The sequence below is a fragment of the Methylobacterium sp. D54C genome (assembly GCF_053345595.1).
The window spans coordinates 50,224-70,543 of the sequence record NZ_JBKFAK010000002.1 but is presented as its reverse complement, the minus strand read 5'-3'; the positions used below and the strand labels follow the sequence as shown (position 1 = coordinate 70,543).

Here is a 20,320-nt window from a genome sequence, read left to right as displayed (position 1 = left end):
ATCTCCGGGTCGAGGGCGGGTTCAGGCGCCGAGGGCGGCCCTGCCGGCGGCGGCGCGGACGGCGTCCCCTTGCGGCCAGTGGATGCGCGCGCACAGGACGTCGCGCAGGTGCCGCTCCAGCGGGCTCGCCCGGGACAGGCCGGCGTTGCCGGACAGCTCCGCGGCGCGCTGGACCGCCGCGACGGCGTTCTCCGTGGCGGTGAGCTTAACGAAGCCGGACTCGCGCGGCGGCGGGGGGTGTCCCGCGTCGACCTCGGCGGCGAGCCCGGCGACGAGGCGCGCGTTGACGGCGAGCAGCCGCTCGTTCTCGCCGACCGCCTCGTGGAAGCGCGGCAGGCTCGCCAGCGGCGCCCCGAGGCTGCCGGGCCGGCGCGCCCGCAGGAAGCCGGTGAACCAGTCCTGCGCCGCCCGGGCCACGCCGTCGTAGAGGGCGGCGAGCAGGGTGCAGCTCCAGGCCTGCTGCCAGGGATCGGGCCCCGACCAGCCGCCCGGCGGCCGCAGGTCGACGGCGTGGTCCCCGGGGATCGGCACGTCCGTGAAGTGGACGTCGTGGCTGCCGGAGGCGCGCAGGCCGAGATGGTCCCAGGTCTCCGCGATGCGGATGCCCGGCGCGTCGAACGGCACCAGGACGGTGCCGGTGCGCGGCTCCGCCTCGTCGGTGCGGACGAAGACGAGGCCGTAGGCGAGCCCCGGCGCCCCGGTCGCGTAGATCTTGTGCCCGGAGATCCGCCAGCCCGCGCCGTCGCGGCGGGCCACCGTGGCCGGCAGGCCGCCCCGCGAGGGCGTCCCGAGTTCGGGCTCGACCCGCAGGGCGTTGATCAGCGCCCCCCGCGCCACCGCCGCCGCGCCGACCGCGTCGGCGAGCGCGCGCGGCCACGGGGTGTCGGGCCGGTGGATCAGCCCGTGCTGGAGGTACTGCATCGCCACGACCAGGGCGGTCGCCGGGTCGGCGGCGCCGAGCGCGCGCACCAGTGCGGCGGCCCGCGCGAGACCCGCGCCGCCGCCGCCGAGACGCCGCGGCACGGTGACGGCCAGGAGCCCGGCCTTCCGGAGCGCCGCGAGGGAGTCGTGCGGGAAGGTCCCCGCGCGGTCGTGGTCGGCCGCGCGGGCGGCGAGCCGTCCGGCGAGGCTGCTGACGATGTCGGGGGGCGGGACGGCGACGGTCATGGGGTGTTCGGCGACGTGATCGGCGGGCGGCCGCGCGGCGCCATCCCGGGAGCCGCGATGGTCCGCCGGGACCCGGGTCGCGTCAACGGAATGCCGTTCCGAATATTCATGGATCGGAAGGAGGATGTTGCCGCGTCGTCGGACGGTGAAGAAGAACGTGTTTCCGCCCCCCGGGGGCAAGAATCGATCGTTCTCCCGGTCGCCATTCGGGGTCCCGTCATCGAGTGACAGACGAGCGACGCTTCTCGCCGATGAGCCGGGGCGCCTGAGCGCCGTGTGACGGCGCCGATCCGTGAATGATCTTACCCGATCGCGCGAAAATAGAGGAAACGCTTTCGTTGACTCGGTCCTGCAGCGATCGAATACTCGGCACCCTGATCCCTCGACGGATCATTCCCGAAGACGAGGACGCCAGATCCGCCCGGTCGCGCCACCGGTGCGGTGACGCGCGCCGTTCCCGCCGCGCGGTCGCGCGGCCCGGAGACCCGAGATGACCGACGCGCCCTCCCGACCGGGCAGCCCCTCCTCCGATCCCTCGCCTTCCCGGCGGCGCCTGCTGCAGGTCGGCGCCGCGGCCGCCGCTCTGCCGCTCGGCCTCGGCATGGGCACCGGCCGCGCCTGGGCACCCGGACCGGGGGCACCATTCGACCCCGGCCCGCTCTGCCGACCCGCCGCCGCGGAGGCGCCCGCGGGCCCGCTCCGGACGGTGAAGCTGGCCTGGAACGCCACGGCCATCTGCACGGCGGCCGCGCCGCTCGCCAAGGAGCAGGGGATCTTCGCCCGGCACGGCCTCGACGTGGAGTTCGTCAATTTCGGCGGCTCGACCGAGGCCCTGCTGGAGGCGATCGCCACGGGCAAGGCCGATGCCGGGATCGGCATGGCCCTGCGCTGGCTCAAGCCCCTGGAGCAGGGCTTCGACGTGAAGATCACCGCGGGGCTGCACGGCGGCTGCCTGCGGCTGCTCAGCGCCAGATCCTCCGGCATCGCCGACATCGCCGGGCTGAAGGGCAAGACCATCGCGATCAGCGACCAGGCGAGCCCGGCCAAGAATTTCTTCGGCCTGCTGCTCGCCAAGGCGGGGATCGACCCGGAGAGCGGGGTCGAGTGGCGGCAGTACCCGGCCGACCTGCTCAACCTCGCGGTGGAGAAGGGCGAGGCGCAGGCGCTGGCCGATTCCGACCCGCGGACCTGGATCTGGCTGAAGGACCCGCGCTTCACCGAGGTCGCCACCAACCTGTCGGGCGAGTTCGCCACCCGCACCTGCTGCGTCGTGGCCGCCCGCGGCAGCCTGATCCGGAACGACCGCGCGGTGGCGGCCGCGCTGACCCGGGCGATCCTGGAGGGCGGCCACGCCGTCCACCGGGATCCCGAGGCCGCGGCCCGGGCCTTCTCCGGCTACGGCGGCAAGGGCTCGATCGCGGACCTCGCCGCGATGCTGCGCAGCCAGCAGCACGGCGACAGCCCGGTCGGCGGCGATCTCAAGCGGCAGCTCGCGCTCTACGGGGACGAGCTGAAGCAGGTGAACGTCCTGCGGCGGTCCACCGACACGGCGAAGTTCGCCGAGCGGATCTACGCCGACGTGCTGAGCTGAGGCGCGCCATGTCCGGAAGCATCACCGCCGGCATCGCCCCGCGGGCCGCCGCCCCGTCCCGAAGCCTGCCGCGGCCGCCCTGGCGGATCGTCCTCGCGGGCGGCGCCTGGCTCGCCCTGGCCGGCGTGACCCTCGGCCTGCCCGAGGCGGACGACCTGCCCGAGACCGCGGCCCTCGCGTCCGGCGCGGCGGCGCTCGGCCTCGCCCTCCTGACGCTCGCGCCCCTGGCGACCCGCCTCGGCCCTCTCGGGTCGCGGCTACGGTACTGGAGCCCCTGGCTCTCGGTGCTGGCGGTGGCGCTGCTGGTCTGGGAGGCGGTCACGGCGAAGCTCGCCCTGCTGCCGATGCCGTTCTTCCCCTCGCCCCAGGCGATCCTGGAGGTCTTCCTCGACGACTGGCCGAAGCTCGGCGGCAGCATCCTCAACTCCCTGATCCTGCTCTCCGGCGGCTACGCCATCGGGGCGGCGACCGGCTTCGTCCTGGGCGTCGCCATCGGCACCTTCCGGGCGGTGGGGTACTGGGCCCACCCGGTGCTGCGCTTCGTCGGGCCGCTGCCGGCCACGGCGTGGCTGCCCCTCGCCTTCTTCGTCTTCCCGTCCTCGTGGTCGGCCAGCACCTTCCTGGTGGCGCTGGCGACCGGCTTCCCGGTCACGGTGCTGACCTGGTCGGGGGTGGCGGGCGTCAACAAGTCCTATTTCGACGTGGCGCGGACGCTCGGCGCCTCGCGCGGCTTCCTGATCCTGCGCGTGGCGATCCCGGCGGCGCTGCCGCACGTCTTCGTCGGGCTGTTCATGGGGCTCGGCGGCTCCTTCGCGGTGCTGGTCGTGGCCGAGATGCTCGGCGTGAAGTCCGGCCTCGGCTGGTACCTCCAGTGGGCGCAGGGCTGGGCTGCCTACGCCAACATGTACGCGGCGCTGATCGTGATGGCGCTGATGTGCTCCTCCCTGATCACGCTGCTGTTCCGCCTGCGCGACCGCCTGCTCGCGTGGCAGAAGGGGCTGGTGCAATGGTAGCCGCCGCGACCCTCGAACGCCCCGCCGCCCAGAGCGCCGGGGCCCGCCTGGCGGTCGAGGCCGTCAGCCACGCCTTCGCGATCCGCGGGGCGCCCCTCCCTGTCCTCGACCGGGTGAGCCTCGACGTCGAGCCCGGCGGCTTCGTGGCGCTGCTCGGCCCCTCGGGCTGCGGCAAGTCCACCCTGCTGCGGCTCGTCGCCGGCCTGGAGCCGCCCGACCAGGGCGCGATCCGGGTCGACGGCGACCTGGTGGAGGGCCCGGACCCGTCCCGGCTCCTCGTCTTCCAGGACCCGACGCTCTATCCGTGGCGCACCGTGCGCGGCAACGTCGCCCTGGGGCTGGAGGCCCGCGGCGTCGGGCGGTCGCGGGCGGCCCTCGTCGACCAGGCGCTGGGGCTCGTCGGTCTCACGGGCTTCGCCGACGTCTACCCGCACCAGCTCTCCGGCGGCATGGCGCAGCGGGCGGCCCTCGCCCGGGCGCTCGTCAACGCGCCGCGCCTGCTGCTCCTCGACGAGCCGCTGGGCAAGCTCGACGCCCTGACGCGGCTCGCCATGCAGGCCGAGATCCTGCGGCTCTGGCAGGAGAAGCGCTTCACCGCGCTCCTCGTCACCCACGACGTCGAGGAGGCGCTGGTGCTGGCCGAGCGCGTGATCGTGCTCTCCGACCGCCCGGCCGCGATCCGGGCCGAGTTGCCCGTCGCGGCGCCCTATCCGCGCCACCGCGACGATGCCGAGATCGTGCGGCTGCGCCGGGAGATCCTGGGGATCCTCGGCCAGCCGACCTGACGGGCCGCCGCCTCAGCCCCGGGCGATCGACGGGGTCGCCCCCACGGTCGCCGCCCGCGGCTGGTGCCGGCCGATCCAGAAGACCAGGGCGCAGCCGACGCCGGTGAGCGCGCAGAGCGGCAGCAGGGCGACTGGGAAGCTGCCGGTCTGCTCGCGCAGCACCCCGATCAGCGAGGTAATCGCCCCGGTGCCGAGATGCGCCAGGGTGTTGATCGCCGCGATGCCGGCGGCCGTCTGGGCCGGCGGCAGCGTCTCCGTGGCGAGGGCAAAGAACGGGCCCTTGATCGCGTAGTTGCCGAGCAGGACCAGCGAGAGCAGGACCAGCGTCATCCAGAGCGAGCCCGTCAGGAGCGTCAGGGCGAAGCTCACTGAGGTCAGCGCCAGCGGCAGGGCCGTGCTCCAGATCCGCTCACCGCTGCGGTCCGCCCGCAGGCCCCAGACGATCATGAAGACCGAGGCGATGCCGAACGGGATCATGTTCAGTAGGCCGGTCTGCAGGTTGCTGAGGCCGAACCCCTTGAGGATCTGCGGCATCCACAGCGACAGCGTGTTGCTGGTGGCGGAGCTGCCCGCGTAGATCACGGCGAGCAGCCAGACCTGCCGGCTCGCGAGCACCGCCCAGACCGCCGCGAGGCCGTGAGCGTGGTGCCCGGCGCTCGCCTCGGCGGCGCGCCGCTCGGTCTCCAGCCGGTCCGTCAGCCAGCCGCGCTCCGCCGGGCTCAGGAAGGTCGCCTCGGCCGGCCGGCTCGGCAGCAGCGCGAGGGCGGCGACGCCGAGCAGGACGGCCGGGACCGCCTCCATGATCAGCAGCCACTGCCAGCCGCGCAGGGACGCGGCGCCGTCGAGGGTGAGGAGCGCCGCCGAGAGCGGCGAGCCGAAGAAGCTGGAGAGCGGGATCGCGACCATGAACATCGCCACGATCCGCGCCCGGTAGGCCTTGGGGAACCAGTAGGTCAGGTACAGGATCACGCCGGGGAAGAACCCGGCCTCGGCCGCGCCGAGCAGGAAGCGGGCGGTGGCGAAACTCAGCGGACCGGTGACGAAGGCCGAGCCGATGCCGACGAGCCCCCAGGTGATCATGATCCGCGCGATCCAGATCCGCGCGCCGACGCGCTCCATGGCGAGGTTGCTCGGCACCTCGAACAGGACGTAGGCCACGAAGAACAGGCCGCCGCCCAGGCCGAAGGCCGCGGCGGAGAGGCCGAGATCGTGGTTCATGGTCAGCGCCGCGAAGCCGACATTCACCCGGTCGACATAGGCGATGAAGTAGCAGAGCACGAGGAAGGGGATCAGGCGCAGGCCGACCTTCCGCATCGTTCGGCTCTCGAAGGCGGCCGCGTCCGCCGCGTGTGGCGTGGTCGGTGTTGCCATGGTCCTGTCCTCGCTGGAATTCGGGCGGGCCCGCCTCGGCCTAGCGGTCGAAGCGGAAGAGTTCGGCGGGCGTCTCGGCCATGACGATCCGGCGCTCGGCCGGGTCCGGCACCCAGGCGTCGAGGTCGCGCCGGGCCTCGGCCGGGCTGGCCTGGGTCTCGAACTGCGTGTGCGGCCAGTCGCTGCCCCAGAGCAGGCGCCGCGCCCCGAAGGCGCCGCGCAGGCGCTCGGCGGCCTGCACCGCCGTCTGCCGGCCGGCCTCGCCGCTGCCGATGCGGTAGGCGCCCGAGAGCTTGACCCAGACGCGGCCGCCGCGGCCGAAGCCGAGCAGGTCGGCGAAGCCAGGATCGGCGATGCCGAGGGCGGGGTCGATCCGGCCGAAATGGTCGACCACCACGGGGACGCCCGCCGCGATCAGCGGCGGCAGCAGCCGCGCGAGGCGCCGCGCCTCGGCCTGGACCTCGATCTGCCAGCCGAGATCCGCGACGCGCGCGAGGTGGGCGCGCCAGACCGGGCCGGCGAAATCCGGGTCCGGCCGGCCGATCAGGTTGAGACGCAGGCCGACGACGCCCTGCCCGGCGAGGTCGCGCAGGGTCGCGGTCTCGGCCTCCGGGGCCAGCACGGCGATGCCGCGCAGCCGCTCCGGCGCGGATCGCAGGGCCGAGACCATGTAGCCGTTGTCGGTGCCGAGGAAGCTCGGCTGGATCAGCACGCCGCGGGCCATGCCGTTCCGGTCCAGCATGGCGCGGTAATCGGCGATGCTCGCGTCGTAGTCGGGGGCGTAGCGCCGGTCGCCCGTGAGGGTGAGGGAGCGGGTGAAGACGTGGGCGTGGGTGTCCACCGCAGCGACGCCGGCGTCGGCGTCGGCGGCGGAGCCAGTCCCGGCCGCGCGGCCGCGGGCGGGAAGCGCGAGCGTGACGCTGCCCGCGAGCAGGGTGCGGCAGAAGTGGCGCCGGTTCATCGGATCATCTCACGGTCTGGGGGATCAGCGCGCCGCCGGGCTGCCGATCCGGCAGGAGCGCGACGGCGAGGAGGACGAGCCCGTAGGCGCCGAGGGCCGACAGGCCGATCGCCGGGCCGAGGCCGCAGATCTCGCTGAGCAGGCCGACGCCGAGGGGCAGCAGGCCGGAGGCGAGGCGGCCGGCGTTGTAGCAGAAGCCCATCCCGGTCCCGCGCAGCCCGTCCGGGAAGAGCTCACTGAACAGCGCCGCGAGACTCGCGGGGATTCCGGCCGTGCAGAAGCCGAGGGGCGCCCCGAGGAGGAGCAGGCCCGTGCCGCCGACCGGCAGCAGCAGGTAGAGGACGACCAGGGCCATGCAGCCGGCGGCGTAGAGCGCCACGGTCCGGCGGCGGCCGAGCCGGTCCACGAGGCCGCCGGCGACGAGGCAGCCCAGGCCGAAGGCCGCGATGATGATGGCGAGGTAGAGCCCGGTCCCGAGGACCGAGGCGCCGCGCTCGACGCTCAGGTAGGTGGGCAGCCACGTGAACAGGGCGTGGAAGCCCCCGTGGGCGCCGAGGCCGAGCAGCGTCGCGAGCACCGTGATCCGGCGCAGGCCGGGCGCGAAGATCGCGAGCGATCCGGCCGGCGGCCCGGCCGTCCTTCCGACCGGCCGCGCGGGTTCCGGGACGGAGCGGCGGAGGTAGAGCAGGAGGAGTGCCGGCGCGAGGCCGCAGGCGAACAGGGCTCGCCAGGCCGTCTCCTGATCCAGCACCGAGAACGCCGCCGTGGACAGGAGCACGGCCGCGCCCCAGCCGAGCGCCCAGCCGCCCTGGACGGCGCCCAGCGCCCGGCCGCGGTGCTCGGGCCGGATCGCCTCCGCCATGAGCGCGGCGCCGGCCGCCCACTCGGCGCCGAAGCCGATCCCCTGCAGCGCCTTCAGGGTCAGCAGCTGGGCGAAGCTCTGCGCGAAGGCCGCCAGGAAGGTCGCGACCGCGAACCACAGCACCGTGATCTGGAGGGCCCGGACGCGGCCGATCCGGTCCGCCGCGAGGCCGCCGAGCCAGCCGCCGATCGCCGCCGCCACGAGCGTGACCGCGCCGATCAGGCCGGCCTCCGAGCGGCTCAGGCCGAAGCTCGCGACCAGCGCGGGAATGGCGAGGCTGAACATCTGCACGTCCAGGGCGTCGAGCGACCACCCGCCCAGACAGGCCCAGAAGGTGCGACGCTCGACCGGACCGACCTCTCGGTACCAGCGGAACACGGGCTTTCCTCCGTCCTCCGAAGAGGACTAGTCATTTATATGAATAGATGAGCACGCGAGGGCTGGCACGTCAAGGCGCCCGCCTTTCAGCGTATGTCGACCTGATACCGGAAGTCCCGGGCGGCGCCGCGCGTCACCCGCCACTCGATCGGGCGGGCATCGAAGCCGAAGGCGAGGCGCTCGATGACGACGACCGGATCCCCGTCGGCGATCGCGAGGCGCCCCGCGTCGGTCGCGTCGGCGATGCCGACGGTCAGGGTCTCCTCGGCGCGGGCGACGATCTCGCCGCAGAGACGCTCGTAGGCGGGGTAGAGGAGGTCGCCGATCTGCGTCAGCGGGGCTTCGAGGAGCGGCGCGAACCGCGCGGCCGGCAGCCAGATCGTCTCGGACAGGATCGGGCGGCCCTGGAGGTGGCGTGTCCGGATCAGCCGGATCGCGTCGCCGCGCGCGTTCAGGCCGAGGGCCTCGCGGACGGTCGCGGGGGCCGGACAGGCCTCGCGCGACAGGATCCGCCCCTCCGGCACGGCCTGCGTGCCGTCCGGGCCGAGATGCCGGAAGAACCGGAACAGGGACCGGTCGAAGCGCGGCCGCCGCACGAAGGTGCCGCGGCCCTGCTGCCGCTCGACGAGGCCGTCGGCGACGAGGACGTCGATCGCCTTGCGCACGGTGCCGATGGCGACGCGGTGGGTCGCCGCCAGTTCCGCCTCCGTGGGGATCGGTTCGCCCGACCGCCAGACGTTGCGGGCGATCTGGAAGGCGATCTCGTCCCGCAGGCGCTGGTAGAGCGGCAAGCGGAGATCGGGCTGGGGTGCGGTCACGACGGTCATGTGTATGACTGTATGACTATCGCCGGCAGGCGCCAATGGGCGACGGAGTGGTGCCGGCGCGCGCCGATCCCGTGGTCCACAGCGTCGCAGTACAGGACCCATTCGCCGGGCCGCGGGTTTCCGCCGAGATTTCCCGGGATCATGGTCCAGCGAGGCGCGGATGGTCGAATATCGTACGTCTCGAGAGACCCGTCAGGGTCGGCGCGGCAGGCCGGTTCTTATCGTGCTCCTCGTCAGTGTGGGGTTGATGGTCGCCGCCCTGGCCGGCCTGATGATCTGGCAGGGTGAGACCGCGCCGCCCGACTACGCCAGCCAGAGTCAGGCCGCCGCCCGCAAGGTCGTCACCGGCTCCGAGAGCGGATCAATCAGCGCCCCGCCGGCCGGGACGCGATCCACGCCCTGACCGACGTCGACCGGCGCCGGCCGTCTCGATCGGTCCGCGCGGGGACAGGACCTCCCCCCGCGAGACGACCATCATGACGGTCGGCCCACAGCTCCAAGACGAAGGGCAATGCCCGGGCGCGGGCCGTTGTCGACGTCGAGTCGATGCCGGCGCTCCGCGACGGCGGCGACAGGGCAGATCGCGACAACGTCATCGCGGTCTCTGCGGGAGCCTCCACCGCAAGCCCGGCAAGACTTCGACGCCCCGCGCTTGATCCAGCCGGAGACCGCCTCATTTCGTCACGAGTCTCGAGCGCGACGGGAATCGCCTGAGGGTTCGGACCGCCTGCACCGCCCACCGCCTTCGACGTCCGGGCCCCGCGCGCCCGGCCGTCGCGCAACACCAAGGGGGACCACCCGATGAGCGAGACGATCGACAAGACGGACACGACGTCGTTTCACATGGCAGGCCAGTGTCCGTTCGGCGGCGACCGGATCGGCGGCGCCCACGGCAACCGGCCGACGCTGGAGAACTGGTATCCCCATCGCCTGCGGGTGGAAGTGCTCCACCAGAACGGGCTGGCGGCCGATCCCCTGGGCCCGGATTTCGACTACGCGGCCGAGTTCGCCAAGATCGACTTCGACGCGCTCAAGCGCGACATCAAGCAGTTCCTGACCTCGTCGGTGGAGTGGTGGCCGTCCGACTACGGCAATTACGGCCCGCAGATGATCCGCATGGCCTGGCACTCGGCCGGCACCTACCGGATCGCCGACGGGCGCGGCGGCGCCGGCACCGGCATGCAGCGCTTCGCCCCGATCTCGAGCTGGTGGGACAACGGCAACACCGACAAGTCGCGGCGCCTCCTGCAGCCGATCAAGCACAAGTACGGCAACGCCCTGTCGTGGGCCGACCTCATGGTGCTCACCGGCAACTGCGCCCTCGAGATCATGGGCCTGCCGACCTACGGCTTCGCCGCCGGCCGCCTCGACGCCTGGGAGGCGGACGACGCGACTTACTGGGGACCGGAGGTCGTCGAGATGGGCTCGGTCTCGAGCTTCGACGACATGGTCAACCGCGACAAGCGCTGGCGGGGCAAGAACGGCGACGCCGATTACGACCTCGAGAACCCGCTGGCCGCCTCGCACCAGGCGCTGATCTACGTGAACCCGGAGGGCCCCTACGCCAGCGGCGATCCGCTGGCCTCCGCGCGCGACATCCGGATCACCTTCACCCGCATGGCGATGAACGACGAGGAGACCGTGGCGCTGATCGCGGGCGGCCACGCCTTCGGCAAGAGCCACGGCATGGTGCCGGCCAAGGAGATCGGGCCGCCGCCCGAGATGGCGCCGATGGAGGCGATGGGGCTGGGCTGGCACAACCCGAAGGGCACCGGCTCCGGCAAGGACACGATGACCAACGGCATCGAGGGCAGCTGGACCCCGGATCCGACGAAGTGGGACAACGCCTACCTGGAGAACCTCTTCAAGTTCGAGTGGGAGCAGACCAAGAGTCCGGCGGGCGCCCTGCAGTGGACGCCGAAGGATCCCGCCGCGCCGAAGACGCCGGACGCCCACGTCGCGGGGCAGATGCACCCGCTGATGATGATGACGTCCGACATCGCCCTGAAGGTCGATCCCGACTACCGCAAGGTCTGCGAGAAGTTCCTCAACGACTTCGACGCCTTCACCCAGGCCTTCTCCAAGGCGTGGTACAAGCTCACCCACCGCGACATGGGTCCGAAGCACCGCTACCTCGGCCCGGAAGTCGTGATCGAGGACGGGCTCCTGTGGCAGGACCCGCTGCCCGAGCGCGACTACGCCCTCGTCGGCGAGGCGGAGATCGCCGCGCTGAAACAGGCGATCTCCGGCACGGGCCTGTCGGTCTCGGATCTCGCCTTCACGGCCTTCTCGGCGGCCTCGACCTACCGCGACAGCGACAAGCGCGGCGGGGCCAACGGCGGCCGCCTCGCCCTCGCGCCGCAGAAGGACTGGGCCGTCAACCGGCGGGCCGCGCCCGTGGTCGAGGCCCTGCGCGGCGTGATGGCGACCTTCAACGGCGGCCGCAGCGACGGCAAGAAGATCTCGCTGGCGGACCTGATCGTGCTGGGCGGCTGCGTCGCCGTGGAGAAAGCGGCCCGCGATGCCGGGGTCGAGACGCCGGTCCCGTTCACGCCGGGCCGGGTGGACACGACTCAGGCGCTCACGGACCTCGAGATGTTCGAGTGGCTGAAGCCGGTGGTGGACGGGTTCCGCAACTACGTCGACGACGGCTTCGGGCAGATGACGCGCAGCGTCTCGCCGGAGGAGATGTTCCTCGACAAGGCCAACCTGCTGACGCTGACAGCCCCGGAATGGACCGTCCTGACCGGCGGCCTGCGCGCGCTCAACGCCAACCACGACGGGTCGAGCCGGGGCGTCCTGACCGACCGGGTCGGGGCGCTGACGACCGACTTCTTCCGCAACCTGACCGACGTCGATCTGGTCTGGGAGAAGGCGGATGCGGAGGGGATGACCTTCGCGCTCAAGGACCGCGCGAGCGGGCAGACGAAGTTCGAGGCGACCCGCAGCGACCTCGTCTTCGGCTCGAACGCGCAGCTCCGGTCCATCGCCGACGCCTACGCGGGCAGCGACGGCCAGCGGCGCTTCGTGGCGGACTTCGTCAAGGCCTGGGACAAGGTCATGATGCTCGACCGCTTCGACGTGAAGGGTCACCGACGTTACGGGCCGATGGCGGCCTGACGCCCGCCATCGGGATCGCCCGCGCCTCCGGCGCGGGCGATCTCCCAGGGTGCGCGCCGCGTCACGGCCTGAGGCTGTGCGCCCCCAGCGCGGCCCAGTAGGCGGCGCCGACCGGCAGGGCCTCGTCGTTGAAATCGTAGCCCGGATTGTGGAGCGGCAGGCTCTTGCGCGTCCCGTCGGTCCCGATCCACGCGTAGGCGCCGGGGCAGGCCTCCAGCATGTAGGCGAAATCCTCCGACGCCATAGAGGGGCCGACCTCGCCCCGGCGCGCGGTGATGTCCGGGACGGCCCCGGCCGCCTCCAGGGCGGTGCCGACGGCGTCGGCGGTGTTGACGGTGGCGGGGTAGCCGAACCGGTAGTCCACCTCCGCGCGGGCGCCGTGCGTGGCGGCCGTCCCGCCCGCGATCGCCTCGACGAGTTCGGCCACGCGCTTGCGCACGGCCTCGTCCAGGCAGCGGACCGTGCCGCGGATGACCGCGCGCTCGGGGATGACGTTGTAGGCGTCGCCGCCGTGGATCTGCGTGACGCTGAGCACGACCGGGTCCGTGGGGGCGATCCGGCGGCTCACGATGGTCTGCAGGGCCAGGACGATCTCGGAGGCGACCACGAGCGTGTCGGTGCCGCGCTCCGGCATGGCCGCGTGGGTGCCGAACCCGGCGACCGCGATCTCGAACGTGTCGAGGGAGGCCATGATGGCGCCGACCCGGGTCGCGAAGGTCCCCAGCGGCAAACCCGGCCAGTTGTGCAGGCCGTAGACGGAATCGCACGGGAACAGCCGGAACAGGCCGTCCTCGACCATGGCGCGCCCGCCGCCCTCGCACTCCTCCGCCGGCTGGAAGATGAAGTGCACCGTGCCGGAGAGGTCGGTGCGCGACGCGAGGTGCTGGGCCGCGCCGAGCAGCATCGCCACGTGGCCGTCATGGCCGCAGGCATGCATCACGCCGGGCGTCCGGGAGGCGTAACTGGCGCCCGTCGCCTCCTGGATCGGCAGGGCGTCCATGTCGGCGCGCAGGCCGATGGTCGGGCCGTCGCCCCGGCTCAGGGTCCCGACCACGCCGGTGCGCCCGAGCCCGGTCTTCACCGACAGGCCGCAGGCGGCCAGTTCCCGGGCGACGAGATCCGCCGTGCGGACCTCCTGGAAGGCCAGCTCGGGATGGGCGTGCAGGTCGCGCCGCCACGCGACCATCCGCTCCACGGTCTCCGCCTCGATGCGCATGCGATCTCTCTCAGATACGGGAGGCTGCCGGAGCGCCTCGATCCCCCGCCCGGACCCTACGCCGATCGGCGCGGCGGTTCACCCCAGCGGCGGGTGCATGAAGAACTGCGCGATGAGGGCCGCGCCGAGGAAGGTCCCGGCATTGGCCATGAACGAGACCACGACGATCCGCCAGCCGAGGCGGCGGAAGGCGGGCACGTCCTTGGCGACCGAGAGCCCCGCGAAGGTCAGGATCGGCGTGGCGAGCGCCAGGAAGTTGAGCTTGCCGGTCAGGGCGGCGATCTCGGCGGCGTAGGGCGTCCCGGGATAGGTCAGCGCCATGCCGATGATCGACACCCAGAGGACGGCGGGCAGGCGCCGGCCGAGGAGCAGGTAGAGGCCCCAGCCGGCGAGCACGGTGCCGATGATGATCGCCATCCCGGCCACGACGCTCGCGTCGGGGACGATTCCGTAGGTCAGCCAGTTGCCGATGAGCCCGTAGGCGCCGATCAGGATCCAGGCGAGCACGGTCTCGCCGAGGCCGATCCGCACCTCCTCGTGGGCCGACTGATGGGCGGGCGCCTGCGGGTCGGCGGCCGCCGGGCGGGCGGCGTCCGGCCGGTTGCGGCCGAGGATCGGCTCCAGCTTGCCGTAGGCCCAGATCGTGAAGGGCAGCGACAGGAACAGGGTGAAGTACGTGCCGATCGTGGTGGTCACGAGGTTGCTGGCCGCCGCGAAGGTGGCGACGTCCTTGGCGACCTCGGGCGTCTGCTGGGCCGCGATCGCCCCCGAGGCCGCGGCCATCATGCTGCCGGAGCCGACCCCGGCCCCCATCGCCAGCGCCAGCGGGTTGAAGATGCCGAGGCTGGTGATCAGCCCGGCCAGCAGGGCGATGAACACCGCGCCGAACACCGTGCCGGTCAGGTACTCGGCCAGCACGCCGCGCCCCTCCGGCGAGTCCATGCCGTAGCGCTCGCCGATGATGGCGAGGCTGGGCTCGCGGCCGACCGAGAAGGTCGCGCCGATCGCCTCGCGCTTGATCCCGAGCAGGAGCGCCACCGGCAGGCCGAACACCATCGTGCCGAAGAAGTGGCCGAATTCCTGGAAGGCCAGGGCCCAGCCCGAGGCGAGGATCTTCGGCAGCGACCCGCCGACGAGCAGGCCGAGCTTGGCGATGAAGATCAGGAGCGCCGGCTGCAGGTAGGCGCCGGCCGCGTTCTGCAGGGCGCCCGACAGCCGCAGCGGCGCGGGCAGGCGCGGGCTCATCAGCCCCAGCGCGCCGCCCAGCAGCAGGGCCCAGAGCAGCGGGAGCAGCACGATCTTGCCGGCGCCCACCGGGATGCTGACGTTGCCGATCGCCTCCGCGATGACGACGATGACGAGGGCGAGCAGGAACAGCGTCAGCTTACCCCCGCCCGAGACGGGCGGCGCGACCGGCCGCGTGTTCGTCGCAAACAGTTCCCCCGCCATCGTCATCCTCCTTGGCCCCCCTTGGGGGCACCCGTTGCTGTGCGTGCCGATCTTGATCGCCGGCTTGTCGGTAGATCGCTGCGCGGACGCCGCCGCGGGGCGTGCCCGAGCCGGATGGAGCGCGGGTCCCCTCTCCCGTGCGGGAGAGGGACAGGGTGAGGGATCCAGGTCTTTCCGGATGAGGCGTGACCTGTACCCGCCGCGATGGTGCGCTCGATTCTGAACCTTCTCGTCCCTCACCCCGACCCTCTTCCGCACGGGAGAGGGGGAACCGTCGCGCTGTCGGAACCCGCGTCGCTCGCTTCTCAGTCTGTCGCGACGCGATCGGGCACAGCGCTAGCCCACGTAGCCGAAGGTCACGGCCGGCGCGGCGGCGGTCTCGACCCAGACGCTCTTGGTCTGGGTGTAGGCCATCAGCGCCTCGCGGCCGGAGGAGCGGCCGAAGCCCGAGCGGCCGAAGCCGCCGAACGGCGAGGCCACGTTGATGGTCTTGTAGCCGTTCACCCAGACGGTGCCGGCCCGAAGCGCCGCCGCGACCCGGTGGCCGCGCCCGCCGTCGCCGGTCCAGACCGCGCCGGCGAGGCCGTAGGGCGTGCCGTTGGCCAGCGCGATCGCCTCGTCCTCGCCGTCGAACGGCAGGACCGCCAGGACCGGGCCGAACACCTCCTCCCGGGCGATCGCCGCGTCCGGCGCGACGCCGTCCACGATGGTCGGGCCGTAGTAGAAGCCGCCCGTGTCGCGTAAGGCGGCGGGGCAGGCCCCGCCGGTCGCGATCGTGGCGCCCGCCCCCGCGGCGGCCTCGACCATGTCGGCGATCTTGTCCCGCTGGCGCCGGTTGTTGATCGGGCCGATCTGCGTCTCCGGGTCGGTCGGCGCGCCCACGGGGATGCGCGCGGCGGCGCGGGACAGGCGCTCGACGAAGGACGCGTGGATCGAGCGGTGCACGAGGAGCCGGGAGCCCGCCACGCAGCTCTGGCCGGCGCCGCCGAAGATCGCGGCCTGCGCGCCGATCAGCGCCCGGTCGAGGTCGGCGTCGGCGAACACGATGTTGGCCGACTTGCCGCCGAGCTCCAGCACGCTCGGCACGATGGCGCGGGCCGCCGCGGCGGCGATCTGCGCGCCCGCCTCGGCCGAGCCGACGAACACGACGAGCCGCGTCTCGGGATGGGCGACCGCGGCGGCGCCGGTGGTCGGGCCGGCGCCGGCCAGCACCGAGACGAGGCCGCGGGGCATCCCCTCGGCGCGGTCGCAGAGCAGGCCCAACGCCAGCGAGGTCAGGGGCGTCAGCTCGGAGGGCTTCAGCACCACGGCGTTGCCGGCGCAGATGGCCGGCGCGATCTGCCAGCCCGCGGTGAAGATCGGCGCGTTCCAGGGGGTGATCTGCACCACGGTGCCGAAGGGCTCGTGGCGGGTGTAGTTCAGGTGCGAGGTCGGGACCGGGATGACGTCGCCGTGCAGCTTGTCGCACCAGCCGGCGTAGTACTCGAACATCTCGGCGACCTTGGCGACCTCGCCGCGGGTGTCGCGGATCGGCTTGCCGGCCGAGAGGGTCTCCAGCTCGGCGAGCGCGCCGGCATGCTGCCGGACCAGGGCGGCGACCGCCCACAGCGCGCGGCCGCGGGCGGCGGCGCTCATGCCCCACCACGCGCGCTGGGCGTCGCGGGCCGCCGCCATGGCGGCCTCGACGACCGACGGGCCGGCATCGGCGAAGGTCGCGAGCACGCCGCCGTCGGCCGGGTTGGTGAGATCGAGGGCGGCGCCGGTCCCGGCGAGGATCTCGCCGGCCACGACGCTGCCGATGCGGCCGCCCGGCAGCAGGTCGGCCAGGAGGGCGGCGACCCGGTCGGCGGCGGGCGAGTGCGGCGTGCCGGACATCAGTGGGCTCCCTTGGGATCGCGGTAATCGGCCATGCGGGTGAAGTCGGCCGTGTCGGGGATGGCGGGTTGCGTCGCCTGCCAGATCCGCTTCACCTCGGCGGAGAGCGGCAGGTCGATCCCGCATTCGGCGGCGAGTTCGAGGGCGAGGCGCACGTCCTTGCGCATCAGGCCGGCCGAGAAGCCGCTGTCGAAGGTGCCGGACTGGACCCAGCGCGGGACCATGACCTCGCTGATCGCGCTGCGGCCGGTCGCGGTGTTGACGACCTGGACGGCCTCCTCGGCCGAGAGGCCCGCCGCCTCGGAGAGGCGCAGGGCCTCGCCGGTGGTCACCAGATGGGCCGCCACCAGCAGGTTGTTGACGAGCTTGACGATGTTGCCGGCGCCCGACGGCCCGACATGCGGCGCGCGGGCCGACATCGCCTCCAGGACCGGCCGGGCCAGCTCGTAATCCGCCTCGGCGCCGCCGATCATCATGGTCAGGGTGCCCTCGGCGGCGCCGGACGGGCCGCCGCTCACGGGGGCGTCGAGGAGCGCGTGACCGGCCGCGGCGAGGCGCTCGGCGAGGCGCCGGGTCGTGCCGGGATCCGAGGTCGAGGTGTCGATCACCACCACCTTCCGGTCGGTCCGGGACAGGAGCCCGCCCTCCGCGGTGACCACCGCCTCCACGTCCCGCGCCAGCGGCAGCGAGAACACCAGGGCGTCGGCCCGGCCGAGCACGTCGTTGAGGGCGTCGAGGACGGTGACGCCGGCCGCCTCGGCGGCGGGGCGCCGGGCCGGACTGAGGTCGTAGCCCAGGACCGCGAAGCCCTTGCGGGCCAGGGTCGCGGCCATGCCCAGACCCATGTTGCCGAGCCCGACGACGCCTACCGTTGCGATGGTCATGCCGATCCGTCCTCACGAAGCGGCACGATAGTTCCGGCAAACGAGCGTTGCGACAACAACCGATTTCTGCACGAAGCGTGCGGAAAATCCGCACGCTCGCGTCATGCCGGCGGCGGCCGGAACGCCACCATGTGGTCGGCCAGCCAGCCGAGCAGCCGCGCCGCGCCCTCCGGCAGGCGCCGCCCCGCGCGGACGACGAGGTGGGCGCTCGCCTCCGACAGGATCGCGTCGCGCAGCGGTAAGGCCGCGAGGAGGCCGTCGCGCAGCTCGGCCGCGACCACGAAGCGCGGCAGGAACGCGACGCCCATGGCGGCCATCACGAAGCGGCGGTGCAGCTCGAAGGACGCCGTCTCCAGCCGCGGCACCAGTCGGAATCCGCCGTCGGCCTCGACGCGGCCGATCAGCTGCCGGACCCCGTGGTCGGGGGGCAGGAGGGCGGCGGGTTCGGTGGCGAAGCTGCGCAGCGGGACGGGGGCCGCCCCGTCGGCGAGGGGATGCCCCATCGGCAGGACGGCGAGGAGCGGCTGCCGGGCGGAGACGATCCCGCGGACGTCCGGGTGCGCGGGCGGGTTGTAGACGAGGCCGATATCCGCGTCCCCCCGGGCGATCGCCGCGAGGATCCCGTCGGTCGTTCCGATCTCGACCTGATAGGCGATGCCCGGATGGTCCTGGGCGAAGCCGGCCAGGGCGTTGTCGAGGAGGTCGATCAGGAAGCCGGCGCCGCAGCGCAGGCTGACCGTGCCCCGCTGCACCCCGCGCAGGCGCTTCAGCTGGTCCTCCAGCAGGGCCGCCTCGTCGGCTTGCCGCTGCGCGTGCTCGGCGACGAGGCGGCCGGCCTCGGTGGGCACCACGCCCCGGGGCAGGCGCTCGAGCAGGGTCTCGCCGACCTGCGCCTCCAGCTCGATGATCTGCCGGCTCACCGCCGAGGCGGCGACGTTCAGGACATCGGCGGCCGCCCGGACCGAGCCCGCGCGCACGACGGCCAGCAGGTAGCGCAGCGCGCGGTCGTTCACGGCGGCGGATCCCCGGCGGCCGCGCCGCGCCGGTCGACCGCGACGGCGCCCCGCGCCACGACCAGCACGGGCTCCTGGCGCTCCACGATCACCTGCGGTACGCCGCCGGCCGCGAAGGCGATCAGGTCGGCCCGCGCGCCGGGCGCCACCGCGCCCGGACCGAGGCCCAGCACCCGCGCCGGGATTGCGGTGATCGGCGCCAGCAACGCCGCGAGGTCCGCGTCGGTGCGCAGGTCGAACCGGTAGGCGGCGAGCTGGGCGCGGGCGATCATGCCGGTGACCGTGGCGGGATTCCAGCAGTCGCGGACGTTGTCGGTGCCGAGGCAGACCGGGACGCCGAGCGCGCGCAGCCGCGGGATCGGCGGGCATCGGGCCCCGCCCGGCACGCTGCTGAGGATCGCGACGCCGGCCCGGTTCAGGGCCTCGGCGATCCGGCCGAGTTCCAGGTCGTCGGCCTCCGCGAGGGCGAAGGCGTGGCTGATCGTGACCTGCCCGCCGAGCCCGGCTGCCGCTGTCCGGGCCGCGATCGCCGCGATCGTGGCGAGTCCGGCCGCGCCGCCCTCGTGGAGATGGATGTCGATGCCCCGCCCGTGCCGCTCGGCCAGGGCGAAGACGATGTCCAGGTGACCGTCGCGGTCTCCGTCGATGCCGACGGGATCGAGGCCGCCGACGAGGTCCGCGCCCATCCGCAGGGCCGCGCCCAGGTCGTCGGCGACCGGCGGGCAGCCCAGGATCCCGCTCTGCGGGAAGGCGACGATCTGGATCTGCAGGCGGTCGGCCCAGCGCGCCCGCAGGTCGAGGATCTGGGCGAGGTGGTCGAGCCGCGTGACGTCGTCGACGTCGACATGGGTCCGCAGGCTCGTCGTGCCGCCGCGGAGCATGCGTTCGAGCAGCGCCTCGGCGCCCTGCTCGGCGAGCGGGATCCGCGTGGCGCGGCGGAACGCCTTCTCGTCGTCGATGATCGCGCGGACGGACCCCGCCGCCGCGTGCGGGCGCCACGGCAGGCCGAGCAGGCACTTGTCGAGGTGGACGTGCCCGTCCGACAGGCCCGGCAGCACCAGGGCGCCGCCGAGATCGATCGTGCGGCCGGCGGGCGGGAGCGGCGCGGCGGGATCCCGCAGCGCCGACACGCGGTCGCCCCGGATGTCGATCGTCGCCCGGCTTCCCTCGGCGAGCGCGGCGTCGTGGAGGCGCAGGTCGCAGGGGGCGTCCCAGCGCGGTTCGGTGCTCGGCGTCATGACGGGGCTTCCTTCAGAGCGGCCGGCCGGCGGCCACGACGGTCCGGATCGCGAAGCTCGATTGCAGCCGGGCGACCCCCGGCAGCCGCGACAGGACATCCTTGTGCAGCCGCTCGTAGTCGGCCGCGTCGATCACCTTGAGCTTCACGAGGTAATCGGCCGTCCCGGTCATCAGATAGCAGTCCTGCACCTCGGGACAGCGCCGGACGGCCGCCTCGAACCGGTTGAGATAGTCCTCAGTCTGGCGGTCCAGGGTGAACTGCGTGAGGACCACGAGGCCCGGCCCGTCGACCGCGCCGCCGATCAGCGCGGTGTAGCCCCGGATGATTCCGGATTCCTCCAGCAGCCGCACGCGGCGATGGCAGGCGGACGCCGACAGGCCGACCGCCGCGGCGAGATCCGCGTTGCTGATCCGGCCGTCGCCGCGCAGGGCCTGGATGATGCGGCGGTCGATCGCGTCCACGCGCGCCTCGCAGGATCTTCGAACTCGCCGCAGATATTTCCACGGCCAAGCTCGAAATTCAAATCTCTTCGACAGGATGCACGCTCGTTCGACGATCCTTCGTGTAG

The 20,320-nt window shown here is 73.3% G+C and carries 17 protein-coding genes; 5 read left to right on the top strand and 12 right to left on the bottom strand.

All coding sequences use genetic code 11. From position 1 onward, the window contains the following. Positions 1-21: 21 nt before the first annotated feature. Positions 22-1,167, bottom strand: a complete 1,146-nt coding sequence (locus ACLBYB_RS05530) for an acyl-CoA dehydrogenase (RefSeq protein WP_447698182.1) — start codon at positions 1,165-1,167, stop codon at positions 22-24. 490 nt (positions 1,168-1,657) lie between these two features. Between ACLBYB_RS05530 and ACLBYB_RS05525 the strand changes: the two genes are divergently transcribed. The 3 genes from ACLBYB_RS05525 to ACLBYB_RS05515 are packed head-to-tail and all read left to right on the top strand — an operon-like array spanning position 1,658 to position 4,556. Next, entirely contained in the window at positions 1,658-2,758 is a 1,101-nt protein-coding gene (locus tag ACLBYB_RS05525) for an ABC transporter substrate-binding protein (protein ID WP_447698181.1), read from the top strand. Positions 2,759-2,766: 8 nt separating this feature from the next. After that, positions 2,767-3,771, top strand: a complete 1,005-nt coding sequence (locus tag ACLBYB_RS05520) for an ABC transporter permease (RefSeq protein WP_447698180.1) — start codon at positions 2,767-2,769, stop codon at positions 3,769-3,771. Continuing rightward, on the top strand, positions 3,765-4,556 hold the full coding sequence (locus ACLBYB_RS05515) for an ABC transporter ATP-binding protein (protein WP_056522794.1): 792 nt from the start codon (positions 3,765-3,767) through the stop codon (positions 4,554-4,556). The genes ACLBYB_RS05520 and ACLBYB_RS05515 overlap by 7 nt, the downstream gene beginning before the upstream one ends. A 12-nt stretch (positions 4,557-4,568) precedes the next feature. Here the strand turns inward: ACLBYB_RS05515 and ACLBYB_RS05510 are convergent, their stop codons facing one another. From ACLBYB_RS05510 to ACLBYB_RS05495, 4 genes are all read right to left on the bottom strand, one after another. Next, positions 4,569-5,927: an MFS transporter gene (locus tag ACLBYB_RS05510; protein WP_056522792.1), complete on the bottom strand. Its 1,359-nt coding sequence runs from the start codon at positions 5,925-5,927 to the stop codon at positions 4,569-4,571. Between the two features lie 40 nt (positions 5,928-5,967). Next, positions 5,968-6,888 carry an amidohydrolase family protein gene (locus ACLBYB_RS05505; protein WP_447698179.1) on the bottom strand — a complete coding sequence of 307 codons (921 nt, stop codon included), beginning with the start codon at positions 6,886-6,888 and terminating at the stop codon, positions 5,968-5,970. A 4-nt stretch (positions 6,889-6,892) separates the two neighbouring features. Beyond that, complete coding sequence (locus ACLBYB_RS05500) at positions 6,893-8,128, bottom strand: MFS transporter (protein WP_447698178.1); 1,236 nt, start codon at positions 8,126-8,128, stop codon at positions 6,893-6,895. Between the two features lie 86 nt (positions 8,129-8,214). Then, positions 8,215-8,955 (bottom strand): GntR family transcriptional regulator, encoded by a 741-nt coding sequence (locus tag ACLBYB_RS05495; RefSeq protein ID WP_447698177.1) that lies wholly within the window; start codon positions 8,953-8,955, stop codon positions 8,215-8,217. Positions 8,956-9,178: 223 nt separating this feature from the next. On the opposite strand from ACLBYB_RS05495, the gene ACLBYB_RS05490 reads away from it, so the two are divergent. Together ACLBYB_RS05490 and katG are read left to right on the top strand one after the other, a co-directional pair. Then, positions 9,179-9,358, top strand: coding sequence for a hypothetical protein (locus ACLBYB_RS05490; RefSeq protein ID WP_234081819.1), 180 nt, complete (start codon positions 9,179-9,181; stop codon positions 9,356-9,358). Positions 9,359-9,756: 398 nt separating this feature from the next. Then, complete coding sequence (gene katG / locus ACLBYB_RS05485; RefSeq protein WP_100251554.1) at positions 9,757-12,075, top strand: catalase/peroxidase HPI; 2,319 nt, start codon at positions 9,757-9,759, stop codon at positions 12,073-12,075. A gap of 61 nt (positions 12,076-12,136) precedes the next feature. Here the strand turns inward: katG and ACLBYB_RS05480 are convergent, their stop codons facing one another. The 7 genes from ACLBYB_RS05480 to ACLBYB_RS05450 all read right to left on the bottom strand — a co-directional run bounded on the left by ACLBYB_RS05480 (position 12,137) and on the right by ACLBYB_RS05450 (position 20,213). Then, positions 12,137-13,291 carry a M20 aminoacylase family protein gene (locus ACLBYB_RS05480; protein ID WP_447698176.1) on the bottom strand — a complete coding sequence of 385 codons (1,155 nt, stop codon included), beginning with the start codon at positions 13,289-13,291 and terminating at the stop codon, positions 12,137-12,139. A 78-nt stretch (positions 13,292-13,369) separates the two neighbouring features. Further along, the gene (locus ACLBYB_RS05475; RefSeq protein ID WP_447698175.1) at positions 13,370-14,746 is read right to left on the bottom strand and encodes a DUF3100 domain-containing protein; all 1,377 of its coding nucleotides are present in this window, start codon (positions 14,744-14,746) and stop codon (positions 13,370-13,372) included. 330 nt (positions 14,747-15,076) lie between these two features. Further along, the gene (locus tag ACLBYB_RS05470; protein WP_447698174.1) at positions 15,077-16,615 is read right to left on the bottom strand and encodes an aldehyde dehydrogenase family protein; all 1,539 of its coding nucleotides are present in this window, start codon (positions 16,613-16,615) and stop codon (positions 15,077-15,079) included. Beyond that, positions 16,615-17,499 (bottom strand): NAD(P)-dependent oxidoreductase, encoded by an 885-nt coding sequence (locus ACLBYB_RS05465; RefSeq protein WP_447698173.1) that lies wholly within the window; start codon positions 17,497-17,499, stop codon positions 16,615-16,617. The genes ACLBYB_RS05470 and ACLBYB_RS05465 overlap by 1 nt, the downstream gene beginning before the upstream one ends. A 101-nt stretch (positions 17,500-17,600) precedes the next feature. Beyond that, positions 17,601-18,512: a LysR family transcriptional regulator gene (locus ACLBYB_RS05460; RefSeq protein WP_020091058.1), complete on the bottom strand. Its 912-nt coding sequence runs from the start codon at positions 18,510-18,512 to the stop codon at positions 17,601-17,603. Next, complete coding sequence (locus tag ACLBYB_RS05455) at positions 18,509-19,750, bottom strand: amidohydrolase (protein WP_447698172.1); 1,242 nt, start codon at positions 19,748-19,750, stop codon at positions 18,509-18,511. The genes ACLBYB_RS05460 and ACLBYB_RS05455 overlap by 4 nt, the downstream gene beginning before the upstream one ends. Before the next feature lie 13 nt (positions 19,751-19,763). After that, positions 19,764-20,213 carry an Lrp/AsnC family transcriptional regulator gene (locus tag ACLBYB_RS05450; protein ID WP_020091060.1) on the bottom strand — a complete coding sequence of 150 codons (450 nt, stop codon included), beginning with the start codon at positions 20,211-20,213 and terminating at the stop codon, positions 19,764-19,766. Positions 20,214-20,320: the final 107 nt, after the last annotated feature.

Excerpts from the sequence above, each read along its gene's own strand:
- ACLBYB_RS05530 (WP_447698182.1), bottom strand. The coding sequence starts at position 1,167 with ATGACCGTCGCCGTCCCGCCCCCCGACATCGTCAGCAGCCTCGCCGGA.
- ACLBYB_RS05525 (WP_447698181.1), top strand. The coding sequence starts at position 1,658 with ATGACCGACGCGCCCTCCCGACCGGGCAGCCCCTCCTCCGATCCCTCG.
- ACLBYB_RS05520 (WP_447698180.1), top strand. The coding sequence starts at position 2,767 with ATGTCCGGAAGCATCACCGCCGGCATCGCCCCGCGGGCCGCCGCCCCG.
- ACLBYB_RS05515 (WP_056522794.1), top strand. The coding sequence starts at position 3,765 with ATGGTAGCCGCCGCGACCCTCGAACGCCCCGCCGCCCAGAGCGCCGGG.
- ACLBYB_RS05510 (WP_056522792.1), bottom strand. The coding sequence starts at position 5,927 with ATGGCAACACCGACCACGCCACACGCGGCGGACGCGGCCGCCTTCGAG.
- ACLBYB_RS05505 (WP_447698179.1), bottom strand. The coding sequence starts at position 6,888 with ATGAACCGGCGCCACTTCTGCCGCACCCTGCTCGCGGGCAGCGTCACG.
- ACLBYB_RS05495 (WP_447698177.1), bottom strand. The coding sequence starts at position 8,955 with ATGACCGTCGTGACCGCACCCCAGCCCGATCTCCGCTTGCCGCTCTAC.
- katG (WP_100251554.1), top strand. The coding sequence starts at position 9,757 with ATGAGCGAGACGATCGACAAGACGGACACGACGTCGTTTCACATGGCA.
- ACLBYB_RS05480 (WP_447698176.1), bottom strand. The coding sequence starts at position 13,291 with ATGCGCATCGAGGCGGAGACCGTGGAGCGGATGGTCGCGTGGCGGCGC.
- ACLBYB_RS05475 (WP_447698175.1), bottom strand. The coding sequence starts at position 14,746 with ATGACGATGGCGGGGGAACTGTTTGCGACGAACACGCGGCCGGTCGCG.
- ACLBYB_RS05470 (WP_447698174.1), bottom strand. The coding sequence starts at position 16,615 with ATGTCCGGCACGCCGCACTCGCCCGCCGCCGACCGGGTCGCCGCCCTC.
- ACLBYB_RS05465 (WP_447698173.1), bottom strand. The coding sequence starts at position 17,499 with ATGACCATCGCAACGGTAGGCGTCGTCGGGCTCGGCAACATGGGTCTG.
- ACLBYB_RS05455 (WP_447698172.1), bottom strand. The coding sequence starts at position 19,750 with ATGACGCCGAGCACCGAACCGCGCTGGGACGCCCCCTGCGACCTGCGC.